Annotated in this window: 13 protein-coding genes and 2 pseudogenes; 1 reads left to right on the top strand and 14 read right to left on the bottom strand. The window is 35.9% G+C overall.

Annotated features, from left to right (window positions below):
* The first annotated feature begins 30 nt into the window (after positions 1–30).
* Positions 31–1,128, top strand: a complete 1,098-nt coding sequence (locus AMD00_RS01000; protein ID WP_053415240.1) for an ABC transporter ATP-binding protein — start codon at positions 31–33, stop codon at positions 1,126–1,128.
* A 122-nt stretch (positions 1,129–1,250) separates the two neighbouring features.
* On the opposite strand, the pseudogene AMD00_RS24370 reads toward AMD00_RS01000, so the two are convergent.
* The 14 genes and pseudogenes from AMD00_RS24370 to AMD00_RS00935 form a co-directional block, all read right to left on the bottom strand.
* Positions 1,251–1,394, bottom strand: a pseudogene (locus AMD00_RS24370) (transposase); the annotation flags it as partial.
* Between the two features lie 5 nt (positions 1,395–1,399).
* Positions 1,400–1,594, bottom strand: a pseudogene (locus AMD00_RS24365) (IS5/IS1182 family transposase); the annotation flags it as partial.
* Between the two features lie 393 nt (positions 1,595–1,987).
* Entirely contained in the window at positions 1,988–2,881 is an 894-nt protein-coding gene (locus AMD00_RS00990) for an ROK family protein (protein WP_053415238.1), read from the bottom strand.
* A 17-nt stretch (positions 2,882–2,898) separates the two neighbouring features.
* Positions 2,899–3,915, bottom strand: coding sequence for an SIS domain-containing protein (locus AMD00_RS00985; RefSeq protein ID WP_053415237.1), 1,017 nt, complete (start codon positions 3,913–3,915; stop codon positions 2,899–2,901).
* Between the two features lie 16 nt (positions 3,916–3,931).
* A complete protein-coding gene (pfkB, locus tag AMD00_RS00980; protein WP_053415236.1) occupies positions 3,932–4,861 on the bottom strand; it encodes a 1-phosphofructokinase in 930 nt (309 codons plus the stop codon).
* Entirely contained in the window at positions 4,858–5,700 is an 843-nt protein-coding gene (locus AMD00_RS00975) for a class II fructose-bisphosphate aldolase (protein WP_053415235.1), read from the bottom strand. Before AMD00_RS00975 ends, pfkB begins: the two co-directional genes overlap by 4 nt.
* Positions 5,701–5,774: 74 nt before the next feature.
* Positions 5,775–6,506, bottom strand: coding sequence for a GntR family transcriptional regulator (locus AMD00_RS00970; protein WP_053415234.1), 732 nt, complete (start codon positions 6,504–6,506; stop codon positions 5,775–5,777).
* Between the two features lie 65 nt (positions 6,507–6,571).
* Entirely contained in the window at positions 6,572–7,765 is a 1,194-nt protein-coding gene (gene nagA / locus AMD00_RS00965; RefSeq protein ID WP_053415233.1) for an N-acetylglucosamine-6-phosphate deacetylase, read from the bottom strand.
* Positions 7,762–8,436 (bottom strand): YesL family protein, encoded by a 675-nt coding sequence (locus AMD00_RS00960; RefSeq protein ID WP_245639472.1) that lies wholly within the window; start codon positions 8,434–8,436, stop codon positions 7,762–7,764. The genes nagA and AMD00_RS00960 overlap by 4 nt, the downstream gene beginning before the upstream one ends.
* 70 nt (positions 8,437–8,506) lie before the next feature.
* The gene (locus tag AMD00_RS00955; RefSeq protein WP_053415231.1) at positions 8,507–10,123 is read right to left on the bottom strand and encodes an extracellular solute-binding protein; all 1,617 of its coding nucleotides are present in this window, start codon (positions 10,121–10,123) and stop codon (positions 8,507–8,509) included.
* Between the two features lie 33 nt (positions 10,124–10,156).
* On the bottom strand, positions 10,157–11,035 hold the full coding sequence (locus tag AMD00_RS00950; protein WP_053415230.1) for a carbohydrate ABC transporter permease: 879 nt from the start codon (positions 11,033–11,035) through the stop codon (positions 10,157–10,159).
* 12 nt (positions 11,036–11,047) lie between these two features.
* The gene (locus AMD00_RS00945) at positions 11,048–12,049 is read right to left on the bottom strand and encodes an ABC transporter permease (RefSeq protein WP_053415229.1); all 1,002 of its coding nucleotides are present in this window, start codon (positions 12,047–12,049) and stop codon (positions 11,048–11,050) included.
* A gap of 27 nt (positions 12,050–12,076) precedes the next feature.
* Entirely contained in the window at positions 12,077–13,228 is a 1,152-nt protein-coding gene (locus AMD00_RS00940; protein ID WP_053415228.1) for a Gfo/Idh/MocA family protein, read from the bottom strand.
* Between the two features lie 104 nt (positions 13,229–13,332).
* Complete coding sequence (locus AMD00_RS00935) at positions 13,333–14,355, bottom strand: LacI family DNA-binding transcriptional regulator (RefSeq protein ID WP_053415227.1); 1,023 nt, start codon at positions 14,353–14,355, stop codon at positions 13,333–13,335.
* Between the last annotated feature and the right edge of the window lie 246 nt (positions 14,356–14,601).

Here is a 14,601-nt window from a genome sequence, read left to right as displayed (position 1 = left end):
AGAGATATTGATATTAAAGGGGTGCTTAATATGGAGAAAATGGTTCTTGAAGATATTTTTAAAGTTTATGATGACGGAAGTACGGCAGTTTCTAATTTCAATTTGCGTGTCCAAGATGAAGAGTTTATCGTTCTTGTTGGTCCTTCTGGATGTGGGAAATCGACAACACTTCGTATGATTGCTGGACTTGAAGAAATTTCTGAAGGGGAATTTAGCATTGATGGTAAATCTATGAATAATGTTCCTCCAAAAGAACGCGATATCGCAATGGTATTCCAAAACTATGCACTATATCCTCATATGAGTGTATATGACAATATGGCGTTCGGCTTAAAGCTTAGAAAATTCTCAAAAGCAGAAATTGAGAAACGTGTAAAAAATGCAGCGAGTATTCTTGATCTTGAGCCCTACTTAGATCGTAAACCAAAAGCATTATCAGGTGGACAACGACAACGTGTTGCACTAGGCCGCGCAATCGTTCGTGATGCAAAAGTATTCTTAATGGATGAACCATTATCAAACTTGGATGCAAAATTACGTGTTCAAATGCGTGCTGAAATTGCAAAATTACATAAGCGTTTGAAAACGACAACAATCTATGTAACACATGACCAAACTGAAGCGATGACAATGGCTTCACGCCTTGTTGTTATGAAAGACGGTCTAATTCAACAAATTGGTACACCAAAAGATGTATATGAGAATCCCGAAAACGTATTTGTAGGCGGCTTTATTGGATCACCTGCAATGAACTTTTTTGAAGGCACAATCGATAGTGGTTACTTCAAAGCTGGAAGTATCTTATTGAAAATCCCTCAAGATAAACTAGCAATCTTAATTAGCCAAGGCTATAACGGTAAAGAAATTATTCTCGGTGTTAGACCTGAACATATTTCTGAAGATCCATTAGTACTAGCTCAACATACAGAGTCTACAGTTGAGGCAAATATTGAAGTATCTGAATTAACAGGAGCCGAATTAATGGTCTATTCTACATTAGATAGTCAACAATATATTGCTCGATTATCTTCAGATTCACTAATCCAACCGGGTCAAAAAATTAAGCTTGCATTCGATCTTTCAAAAAGTCATTTCTTTGATAAAGAAAGTAAGAGTCGCATTAGATAAAAAAAGAGGTTGGGACATAAATAGTTTCAGTTCACGTAAAAAATCGAGATTGCATGATGCAATCTCGATTTTTACGTTTAATTTTGACAATATGTGATGGAAGGTTATCCGCGTACCGCTTATTTTCTTAAGTTTATGGCCATTAATGCGAGACCAATATCGTTATCAACCTTCGATTTTCCACTAACAGAAAATCGCGTGAAACCTAAATTAGCCTTCAGAAATCCAAAAATTGGTTCTATGTCAATTTTACGTTTACGATAAATTACAGCTCAAGGAATGGTATAAGTGTTTTCATGTCTGTTAGATTAGGAAAAACGCCATACGCCAACGTAAATTGTCCTTCCGTCGCAACTTGCACGTTATATCCCGCCTTTAGTTGTCCGTTTTGCATGTAGTCATCTTTCATGCGCATAGATGTCGCATCATTTTCCGTTTTTGAATAACTATTACGTGTGCCAAAAATCTCAAAACCTCTTTCATTCTTTTGTTTGCGTGTAATCCACTCATACACTTGTTTCACTTTCTGTGTTAATTTTTGTAAGGGTACTTAAATTTAATCCGAAGATGTCTTTTTTCATGCCTGAAATTATGAATAGATTTAATTGAAATAGAAGTGTTCATTATATGTTCGGAGCGAAGGCGGCGACTCCTGAGGGAACAGCACGAGCAGAAGCACCCGGACTGAGCGAAGCGAGGGAGAAGGCTGGAGCCGTGCCCGCGGAAAGCGTCCGCCGTAGCGGAGAACAACGGCTACGAAGTAGACTAAAAAACAAAGCCTAGAAGATTTTACTAATCGTAAAATTTTCTAGGCTTTTCATTTTTGAGGTTAGTTGTTTTGTCCCAACCTCTTAATTTTTTATCTTTTTTCTTCTATTATTGTTGAGGCAACACCACGTAATACAGCTTCGTCCTTATGTACGCTTGCTTCAATACGTTCTTCTTTGCCTTTTAATAATGGATGGCTAAGGTACTTTCTGACCTCATTCTTAACTGCCTTGATCAACTCAGGATGATGATTGAAAACACCACCTCCAAGAACGATACAGTGCGGATCTAAAAAGACCATAATATGATGTACTTCTTTAGCTAACGAAGTAACTGCCTCATTTATTATAGAGACTGTTGCATCGTCACCTTGATAGTATAATTCCATCATTTCATGTAATTTCAATGTAGGATTATTAAAATGTTCTCGCCCTTTTGATTCCAATGCAGGACCAGAAACTAGAGGTTCAAGCGTTGTCTCTGGATTGTCTGTTAGGCTAAATCCAATTTCCCCTGCCATGCCAGCGCCTCGTAAAAACTCTCCTCTGTGAATCGAACAACAAGAAATGCCAGTACTCAGTGTCACATAAACCATAGACTCTTTAGAAAACCCACGGTTCGTATATTCCCCCCAAGTAGCCATATACACATCATTGTCTATTTTAATCTGTGTTTCGGGAAACTCAATAGCTAATCTATCTGCTAATGGGAAGTCTCTCCAAGGTAGATTATTTTGAAAAACTGCTATCCCATTTTCAGAATCTACAATTCCGGGAATTCCTAATGCAATTCCCATCACATCATCCATGTAAACACATGAATTCACTAGTAGATTCTTAAAAGAATCTACTAGTGAATGGAATAGTTTTTCGCCGTCATGTTTTTCACTTGGTATTACGATTTCTTCCACTACAGTTCCATCTTTGCGAAACAAAGCTGTAGCTAATTTAGTGCCTCCAACATCAGCTGCTAAAATGTATTCCATCTTCATTCACCATCCAATTACGCCAATTTAACAACTTGAGTAAGGTTACGAGGCTTATCTGGATTATATCCAAGATGAATCGCACGCTGATACGCAAGCAATTGTAGATAAGGAACATACATTCCATGTCTATTTAAATCGCTAATTTCATCAGTTAATTTAATAATATGGTCCGCTTCAAATCCTTCAGGTGTTGTACCAATAGTAAGAACACAACCACCAAGTTTTTGAATATCTTTAACTAGTGCTTGATCATAATCAGCTGTTTCTAGTTGAGTCATCAAGATTACAACTGTTGTTTCATCTACAATTGAAATAGGTCCGTGTCTAAATTCTAAATTAGAATAGCTTTCACATTCTGTTTGCGTCATCTCTTTTAATTTTAATGTCGCCTCTTTTGCTATTCCGTTATATGAACCAGATCCTAAGAAGATAATGCGTGTTTTAGAAAGATCCTCAGCAACAACTTTTGTTAGGTCTTCATTTGTTAACGCTTCTGCAACTAATTGTGGTATTTGTTTTAACTCATTTAAATTGTGTGTTGAATTTGCTTGTGTTGCAGCAAATACTTGTAGGCCATATAACATATTCGAGAATGATTGTGTCATTACGACGCTTTTTTCAGAAATATGATCAAGAGCGATTACTTTATCTGCTGCAGTTGCCATCGGCGTATCACCGTTACATGTAATTGCCATTGTGCTAAGGTCAGCATGGCCTTTTAAATGATCAAGTGCAATAAGTATTTCTGAAGTAGTTCCTGATCTTGAAATTGCAACGATAAGATATTTTTTTCCTGGTACTATACATGAAGATGTATGAAGGAATAATTCTGATGCAGGGATTGCTGAAGCAAAAACGCCTGTCACAGTTTGGAAATATTTAGCTGCAGAAGCTGCTATGTAATATGATGTTCCGCAACCTGTAAATAAAACTTGATCTACATTTCCGATTTCAAGATTTAAATTCTCAACAATCTCAAGAGTCTTTTGAAGTTGTTCACCTTGACCAGTTATTTCTTTATAAGTATACATATTTCTTTTCCCCAATCTATAATTTTATGATTGTAATTTGTGCCATTAATTCTTCAACTTGTTGCGAATCAATGAAACCAATTTTGCTATACATTGCGTTAACTGAACCACATGCTAATGCTCTTTTATAAGCTATTAAAGGTTCTTCACCATTAGCTAATCCATATAACAAACCACCTACAAAGGCATCTCCACTTCCTACTGTGTTAATGACCTCTACTTTTGGTGCATCTGCTTTGAAATAACCCTCTTGATTGACAAAAATCGCACCTTTTTCTCCTAAACTAAAGCAGACATGCTCAACTCCATCATCTACAAATCGTTTTCCTACATCAAGTAGATCCGTTTCATTTACAGTTGCTTTACCGAGAATTGTCGCAATTTCAAACTCATTCGGTTTGATAGCATAGGGTTTTGCTTTAATGCCATTTTGCAAAGCATCTCCACTTGAATCAAGAATCGCTTTTGCTCCGTTTGCATTGATAATATCAATAAGTTCAGCATACGCCGTTGTTGGTAAACCTTTTGGTAAGCTACCTGATAATGCGAACCACTTCACACTTTGAGATTGATCTTCTATCCAATTGAGCATTGATTGCCATTCTTGCTTTGTAATCTGGGGACCACTTTCAAGTAATTCTGTTACTTTACTTTTCTTTGAATCTAGCACTGTTAAGCAGACACGGCTTTCACCCTCTACTTGAATTAACTCACTTGGAATACTTTTCTTCAAAAGTAACTGACGAATTCTCTCACCATTAATACCACCTGCAAACCCACCGACAGTAACGTCAGCTCCAGAACGCTTAAGAACCTTTGCAACATTAATCCCTTTACCGCCCGCTTCTTGAATTATGGTTGAAACTCGATTCGTACCTCCAACAGCTAACGAATCAACCTCATACACTTGATCAATTGCTGCATTTAACGTGATCGTTGTTATCATTTTTGTAGAGTAACAATCTTTGCTTTTACTAAGTCAATAAGTGCTTCACGTGCAGGCATGAAATATTTGCGTGGGTCGTTTTCATTAGGATTTTCTTTGAAAAATGCTCGAACTTCTTCTGCGAACATGTCTTTCAATTCAGTTGAGAAGTTCACTTTTGCAACACCATAATCTAATGCTTTTTTTAGACTAGCATCCGGTACACCCGATGCTCCGTGCATTACTAGAGGGATATTTGTTAATTTTTGAATTTCTTCTAGTAAATCAAATTGTAACTTAGGCTCTTTTTTATAATTTCCGTGTGCTGTTCCAAATGCAGGGGCAAATGAATAGATTCCAGTTTCTCGTACAAATCGTTCAGCAATTATCGGATCAGTGAAAAATGCTTTAGACTCTTCAAGTTCAAGATCATCCTCTACGCCACCAATAGTTCCTAATTCTGCTTCTACTGGTACATTGATAGCATTTGCTGCATCCGTTACTTTACGGACAAGCGCAATATTTTCTTCTAATGGTAGTCTTGATCCATCGATCATAATAGATGTATAACCTGCGCGTAAACATTCCATCACAACGTCATATGATTCACCGTGGTCCAAATGTAGTGCTACTGGTACTTTTGCTTGTTCGGCTGCTGCTTTTGCCATTGCAATCATATATGGCATTTCTACATATTTATATGTGCTTGCAGTAGTTTGCAGTATAACTGGTGAACCTGTTGCTTCAGCTCCTGCAATTACTGCTTTAATAATTTCTAAATTGTGTGCACCGAATGCACCGATTGCATAATGATTATCGTAAGCGTCTTTTAACATTTCTTTCGTTGTAACTAATGACATAATTTTCTCCTCCTATAGATGGGTTGTTGGGTTAACTTAAATTATTTAAAAACTCATAGAAAATTCTATGAGTATTAATGAAGCTCAGTGTAAAATCTACAACGATCGCCACGTACAATTGAAATACAAAATTCTACTGGGCGATTATTTGTGTCATAAGCTGTTCGTTCCAATAGTAAAGCAGGCTTTCCGACTTCTGTCTCTAACAGTATACTTTCTTCCTCTCGAATTAGAACCGGTTCAAAAGCCTCTTTTGCTCGAACAACTATCACGTTATAACGTTCAGCTAATAAATCATAAAGGGAAAACGTGCCAACTTCATGCAAAACGGACATATCTTGAATAACTGATTTTGGCAAAAATGATGATTCAAGAATAATAGGTTCGTCTTCTGCACAGCGTAGTCGTTTTATTTCAACGACCATTTCACCTTCTGGAAGCTGTAGTCCTTGCCTTACAGTCGCTGATGGCTCGACTTCCTTCACTTCAAGCACATGATCTTTTGGATGTAGACCTTGTTCTTGTAAAACTCGACTAAAACTATAAAAACCACCTAGTGATTGTTCAAATTTAGGTTTCGAAACAAAAGTTCCTTTTCCTTGTACACGATACAATGTACCTTCTTGAACTAATTCTTCAATCGCTTTTTTCGCAGTATTTCTACTTACTTGGAACAACTCCATTAAACGATTTTCAGAATCGATTTTATCACCTGGCTTCCATTCACCTCCTCTAATGCGCGCATCTAAACGTTGCTTTAGTTGATGATATAATGGAATAATACTTTTTTGATCTAACGGTTTCATACGTTACTCATCCTCTTCTTACTTCTTCATAAATTCAATATATCATCATTTCACAAAGATTGACATTATTTGAATGCATCTTTCTGTTGAAAAGCAACTAATCCTCTACAAATTGTCAATTCCACTTCATCATTTTCTCCTAGGACTACGATATCAGCATCTTTACCAGCTTGAATAGATCCTTTTCGATCGTATAAACCTAGACGTTTAGCTTGGTTAGCAGAAGTGACCTGTAATTGTTCATGAATAGTAAGTCCAAGCCATTTAATAAGATTCTTACGTGCATTATTCATCGTTACTATACTACCTGCAAGTGATCCTGTAGAAGTTAAAACGCATTTTCCATCATTAACCTTCACACTTTGACCACCTAGATCATAAACCCCATCGGACATTCCCTTTGCTCGAATTCCGTCAGTAATAACGAGCATTCTTTCAAGCCCTTTCATTTTTACAACCATTTTTAATAAGTCTGGATGAAAATGAATGCCATCAGGAATGACTTCAACATAAACATTATCATTTAAAAGTGAACTTCCTACGACACCCGGATCACGATGATGCAATCCTCTCATCCCATTAAAGAGATGCGTAGCATGTTCAACTCCATGATCTATAGCTTGCAAACATTCATCGTATGAACCATCTGTATGCCCCATTGATGGAATAACACCGTTACTTTTAAGTTCCTTTAGCAGCTCAAAATGGTTATCTAATTCAGGAGCAAAAGTTAAAACTTTAATATTGTCTCCAGATAGCGTTTGCCATTCTTTAAACAAACTAACATTAGGTACTAGAATAGCATCTTCCGGTTGGGCCCCTTTTTGTACCTTATTAATAAATGGTCCCTCAACATGAATACCTAGCATCTCAGCCACTCCTGAAAGATTATGATCTTTCATATAGCTTGCAAGATTTTCAATAACCTCATTTATATGTAATATTGGATTTGTCATCGTTGTTGCAAGGAAAGAAGTTGTTCCTTCCTTGGCAAGTGCATGGGCTATTTCTTCAAAAGATTCTTTAGTCGAATCCATAAAATCATATCCGGCAGCACCATGTATATGTATATCGATCATACCTGGAATAACATATTGTTTTCCGGTACAATCAAATACTTGGTCCACTTCGCTATATACCGGACAATCTACCATTTCTCCAACTGACTCAATCTTTTCCCCTTTTATATAAACATATCCATTTTGAACAATTGTTTTTTCAAGAACAACTGTTGCGTTAATTAATAGTATATTTTTCATGATATAGTTCCTTCTTCAAATTTCTGTTTAGTATTTTTATCTTCTTTCAGTATAGAACCATCCGATTCCCCTTTTAACTTGAAAATTTGTGATGACATCCATGTAAGAAATAATATCGTTACACTTATTCCGAAAAACGGCAGTAACCCTGGTATGAATAAGAAAATTCGATACAACACATAGAGACCGATAATAGAACCAAGCATTTGGAGTGGAAATGAGATACTTAATAGAAGAGATGTCGAAAAATAACGAGAGAATGGCAGGTCGTAATGTGCAAACACTTGGAATATATTCATTACCATTACAGCATACAAAATCGCAATCATGACAACCAACGTCAACATTAATAAACTATAACTACCACTCATATTTAAAACAATTTTCAAATTGATTATTAAAAAATAACCAATACCAATTAAAATAACACCAATCTTATTTGAGTTAATAAACTCTTCTTTGTAAACTTTCCAATAATTTTTGATAAGTGTTTTTAAATCATCCTGACCATGTAATCTTTTTCTCATTATTGAAAATAGACCAACAGTAGCTGGTGATATACCAAAAATAATTAGACCTAGTAAAGTTAATCCAATCCACATTAATTGCAGCACAGCTAGCATCGTCACAAATTCTACAAACCAATAAAGCTTCCCTTTCCATCCGTTCATGTTCAATTATACTACCTCCCTTAAAGGGTAAAACTCATACAAGGGGGTCCTTGTATGAGCAATTATAAATTTACTTTTCACCTTTAGTGCGATCGTATGCTCCTTGAGCAGTTTTAAGATAATCTTGTAATTGCATTTTATCAAGAGTCTTCTTGTAGTCATCCCACTTGCTAAAGTCTTGTTTACCAGTAATAAAGCCTGCAGCCATTTCATCAATATATGTCTGAATATCTGTCATGATTGCACTAACTTTATCACTTTCTTCAAGTGTATAGTTCAGTCCTGGTAGAATATCTTCGTCTTTAATACGATATGGACGAACTTGCTCAGCGTTTTTAATTGTGTTTTCTTTTGCTTCAGCACCTTGGAAGTATTTCTGTTTTACGATTCCAGGGTAATATCCACCTGGCCAAGTTAAAAATTCACTGATCGCTTGGTCCATATTTTTACCGTCTGGATTATCAGTAATCTCCGGTAGGAATTTGAAGTTTCCGTCTTTATCTTCTTCATATGTTACGCCCTCGAAGCCCATGAAGAACATTTTCGTACCTTCATCACCGTAAAGGTAATCAATCCAGCGAACTAATGCTTCTGGATCTTTTGCCTTATCAGTTAAAACAAACATTCCAAGGTTTCCAAGTCCATTTGTAACTGCGTTATAAGCACGTTCTCCAGTAGGACCTTCTAAAACTGGTATACCAACATAACCATCAAGTTTCAACAATTCTTTAGGGTCAACTTCGTTTAACATACCAAAGTTACCTTTAGATGCTTCAGCAGAAAACGTTTGCGGTTCTGTAGTGAAAACATCCTTGTTAATTAAACCTTCTGTATATAGCTTGTTCAAGAATGTAAGTAACTCTTTATATTCATCCGTAGACGGAACAAAACGGAATTCTTCAGTTCCTTCTTTAAAGTCTAGGTTAATATTCATCGTTCCTTGCTTATTTAAGCCAAACGTACCACGTAAATAATTAATGAATTCAAGAATACCATATCCGCCACCCCAAGCTTGTTCATCCGCTTTACCATTGCCATTCGGATCTTTTTCCTTGAATGCTTTCAATACTTTATATAATTCATCCGTTGTTTCAGGTGCTTTTAGGTTTAACTTATCTAACCACTCTTGGTTAATCCAAGGTGTTCCAGCACGAAGTGATTCAAATTTCGGATCATAAATTGTAGGGAAGCCGTAAATATTGCCATCTGCCATTGTAACGCCTTGTTTCACTGATGGATATTCTTCCATAATCTTCTTAAAGTTTGGCGCATACTCATCAATATAGTCGTTTAATGGTAGAAACACACCTTGCTGTCCGTATTTAACTAAATCTGTTTTAGGAAAAGCTGAAGCAAAGAATAGTTCTGGATAATCCCCAGCTGCAAGCATTAAATTTCTTTTCTCTGCTAATGCTTCAACTTGTACTGTTTTCCAGTTAACATCAATATTTGACTTTTTCGCGTACTCATCCCAAAGCATAAGTTTATTCCAATCTTGTGATGCAAAGAATTTTGCTCCAAAACCATCAACTTCGATTTTTTCTTTAGCGATAGGCATACCCGTCTTATTAACGTTATCTACATTTCCACTTTTTCCAGTTGTTCCTTCATCACTTGAGCATGCTCCTAAAATACTAGATGTTAATAATAGACTTGTTACAATACCAGCAAAGTACCTTTTCTTCAATACAATCTCCCCCTCGTATATCTGTTTTCTTTGTTACCCCTTTAATGAACCAATCATAACGCCTTTTACAAAATATCGTTGTAAAAACGGATAAAGCATAAGCATCGGCAAGTTTGCCACAATTAATACTGCATATTTCAAACCTTCAACACTTAATTGTTGAGCTAAAAAGCTTTCAGAAGTTGCTTTAATCATGTCATCAGTTTGACCTTGAATTAGTATTTGTCGAAGAATCAATTGAAGTGGGAACTTATCTTGATCTTGCAAATAAATCAATGCCTGGAAGTATGAATTCCAATGGCCTACTGAATAGAAAAGTACCATTACTGCGATTACAGGAAATGATAATGGTAGTACAATACTCCAAAGAATTTTGAAATTCCCTGCACCATCAATCATTGCCGACTCCTCTAACTCATGAGGAATAGACTGGAAGAATGTACGCATTATGATAATATTCCAAACTGCAACAGCATTCGGAATGATCATAACCCAAAACGTATTTAACATTCCTAAATCACGAATAAGTAAATATGTAGGGATTAGCCCCCCACTAAAGAACATTGTGAAAACGATAAATGCCATAATGAATCCGCGTCCCTTTAAATCTCTACGTGACAACGGATATGCAGCTAGAATGGTCATAATAACATTCAAGATAGTACCAAATACTGTATATTTCAACGTGTTCACAAAACCATTAATAATATCCTCGTTCTTGAATACCTTTTCATATGCATCTAATGTAAATTCTTTAGGCCATAACCACAGTTCACCTGATAATACATACTGTGGGTTACTAAGCGATGCACTGAGAACAAAAACCAATGGATAGATTACTAGTAAAGCGACAATTGCAAGAAATACAATGTTGAATATATTAAACGCGCGATCTGTTTTCGTTTCTCTCAATTTAGTCACCCCTTACCATAGACTTGTCTCACTCACTTTTTTCGCAATTTGATTTACCATGATGAGCATGATGAAGTTAATGAGCGAGTTGAACAGACCAACTGCAGCTGAGAAACTATATTGAGCTTCCAAGATACCACTTCGGTATACGAAAGTTGAGATAACATCAGACGTCGACATATTTAAATCATTTTGCATAAGAAATACTTTTTCAAATCCAACAGCCATAACTGATCCTGCATTCAAAATGAACAAAATAACAATTGTTGGCATAATTGCCGGAATGTTAATATGAATTATTCTTTGGAACTTAGAAGCACCATCAATCATTGCCGCTTCGTGTTGAGCAGGATCCACCGCAGCGAGTGCAGCAATATAAATAATTGAGCTCCACCCCATTGTTTGCCATACATCAGAGAATACAAACAGCGTTTTAAACCAACCTGGTTCTGTTATAAAATCAATTGAATTGCCTCCAAATAACATAATCACTTGATTGACAAGACCATCTGATTTTAAGAACAATAGAAGCATCCCAACGACAACAACTGTTGATAGGAAATGCGGAGCATAAATTACTGTTTGAACAAATTTCTTATATCGTAAGCTTTTCACTTCATTTAGCATAAGAGCTAGAATGATAGGAACTGGGAATGAAACTAAAAGCGTGAATACTCCAATTCCTATAGTGTTTTTAATAAGTCTCCAGAAATAGTAACTATCAAAGAATCTCTCAAAGTGTTTAAATCCTACCCAAGGACTCCCTGTAATCCCTTTTGTCGCGATAAAATCTTTAAATGCGATCTGCAGACCATAAAGAGGAAAGTAATGAAATACAACAAAGTATAAAATAACAGGTGTAAGTAATAGATAAAGCTCCCAGTTTTTCTTGAATGATTTTTTCCATTCAATTCGAGCACTTTTCTTCACTTTCGGTCTATTTTTTAATGGCTTCTTTATTTCACTTTTCTCTATTTCATCTACATAACCTACACCTTCATCCAGTTTAGTCATGGTCACACCCCTTTTCTTACAAACTTATTAACTGTGTACGATAGTAGATTCTTGAGAAATGTTGACTACTTTACCACCCGAACGGATAGATTCAGTAGCTGCACATCCAACTGCTACGCTCATTCTTCCAGCAAATGGAGTTGTAAGTGGTTGTTTATTGCGTAAGATTAATTCAACAAAATCTTGTGCAATTTTCGGATCTGCACCGCCATGACTTCCTTCTTCTGGTTTCATTTCGTACGTTACATTACTAAACTCTTTCACAGTGTTAGTTTTACGCGTTTTTAAGTATATTTTGTCGTTTACATCATCGTTCTCTATACGACCTTCTGTACCGATGAATGTATAGTTACGGTTATAATCAGGTGTAAAGTGACATTGCAGATACGATGCCTTAATGCCGCCTTCAAGTTCCATAATAAGCATATTGTTGTCTTCTACATCGATTTCTTCTCGGAAAGCACATTCCGTAAATGTATGAGGAACATATTCAGGACATGTATTCTTTAAATCACACTCAGGACATGTTAAAGTGTTTGGCTTGTCCCCACCATAGTAATCAAGTGAACCAAATGCCGAAACTTTTGTCGCGTACTTTCCTGAAATCCAATGGATAACGTCAAGATCATGTGAACCTTTTTGTAATAGAAGAGACGTTGTATTTTTTGAATTCCCGTGCCAATCGTGGTAGTAGAAATAGCCACCAAATCCTACGAAGTGACGAACCCAAATAGTTTTCAATTCGCCGATAGCACCTGAGTCAATAATGTCTTTCATAGTTTGGTACATGCTCATATAACGCATGTTGAAACCAACCATTAAATGCTTTCCTGATTTTTCCCAAGCTTCAATAATTCGGTCACAACCTTCGACCGTAATAGCAAGTGGTTTTTCAGAATACACATGTTTTCCAGCTTCAAGAGCCGCAATTACATGTTCTTCATGTAAATAATCTGGAGACAATACTGCAATTGCATCGATATCATCACGAGTCAATAATTCTTTGTAGTCTTTTGTTAAAAATAACGGTGAGCCGATTTTTTCTTGAAACTTATCTAATCGTTCTTGAGATAAATCAGCAAGTGCAACAACCTCTGATTCACCATCTGGTTTATGCCAATACTGAGCTAGTCCACCACGTAAACCTGCACCAATGACACCAATTCTTACTTTTTTCATTTTTACACCTCATCTATTTTTTAATTATTTAAATAACGGGGGGATATTTCCTGATTTCCGGAAAACGTTTTCCCAAAGAGTTTTAAAAATTAATTTACGATTTATTATGTAGACTGGCGAACTAATAATTCGAATGGTAATAAAGTTTTTAATGCCATATTCGGATTATCTTCGATTTGACTCATTAACGTTTTTGCTGCTATTACACCCATTTCATATTGTGGAACTGATATAGTTGTTAACGCAGGCACAATGTATTGGGCCATTTCGTTATTATCAATTCCTATGAATGCAATATCACTTGGAATATTAAGTCCAAGTTCATGAGCAGCCCGCATAGCTGCTATTGCAAGTAAATCACCTGCACAAAAAATTGCGGTTGGACGGTTATTTTTTGTCTCACTCAATATTTTTTTTGCTGCCAGGTAGCTTTGTTCCATGCACCAATTAGAATTAATGATCCAGTGCTTTTCAATTGCTAATTCAAAATCATTCATTGCCTTTTTAAAGCCTTTGAAACGTTTTTCTTTCGTCATTTCAATTCCAATTCCACCGCCGATGAAACCAATTTTTTCATGACCTCTTGTAATTAAATGTTCAACAGCTTGATACGCAGCTTCTTCCCTATCGTAATCCACAGTAGAAATTGCATGATCACTATAGTTAAAATCAACGCCAACGACTGGAATTAAATCCTTAATTTCAGTGAGTTTTTCATCGTCAACCTCATCAATCAGTAATACACCATCTACTTCTTTTTCTCGGATTATTTGATGAAAAAGTACATCATCTTCTAAATCTTCATTGCTTATTAACAATAAAGTATAGCCCGCATCATTTAAGGTTTCGTTAATGCCTGAATAAATTTTAGAAAAGTACGGGTTAGTCTCCGCTAAACGCGAGCTTGCGAGCCATGCGATCCTCTTTGTATGTTTCTTCTCTTGCGCTGAAGATAATACAAGTTGTCTTGCATATTCATTTGGTATATAACCTAGCTCTTTAACTGCCTTCCATATTTTCTTCTTTGTATCAGGGTTCACATTCCGTGAGGGATCATTTTTAATGACACGTGAAACTGTCGTAATTGAAACACCAACATGTTCCGCTATTTCTTTTAATCTAACCATTTTATGTACCTCATTCCCTTGCAACCGTTTTCAATTCCTATTATTATACAACATATTTTATAGTAGTATAGGAAATTTTTTACTCACTTTATATTAGGTCAACAGGTTGTAGGTACAAGTTAAATTAAAAAAATATCAATACCTTTTTTATATTCTGAAAATTGGTACTAAATACAATATATAATCCTGAATATTAATTGTCAATATATTTTTTATTTACTTTATTAACATAATTTATCTTTAAGC

This window comes from Viridibacillus arvi (assembly GCF_001274945.1).
In the GTDB taxonomy this organism is placed as follows: domain Bacteria; phylum Bacillota; class Bacilli; order Bacillales_A; family Planococcaceae; genus Viridibacillus; species Viridibacillus arvi.
Note: the sequence above shows the minus strand (reverse complement) of the source record. Positions and strands in the feature narration are given on the sequence as shown.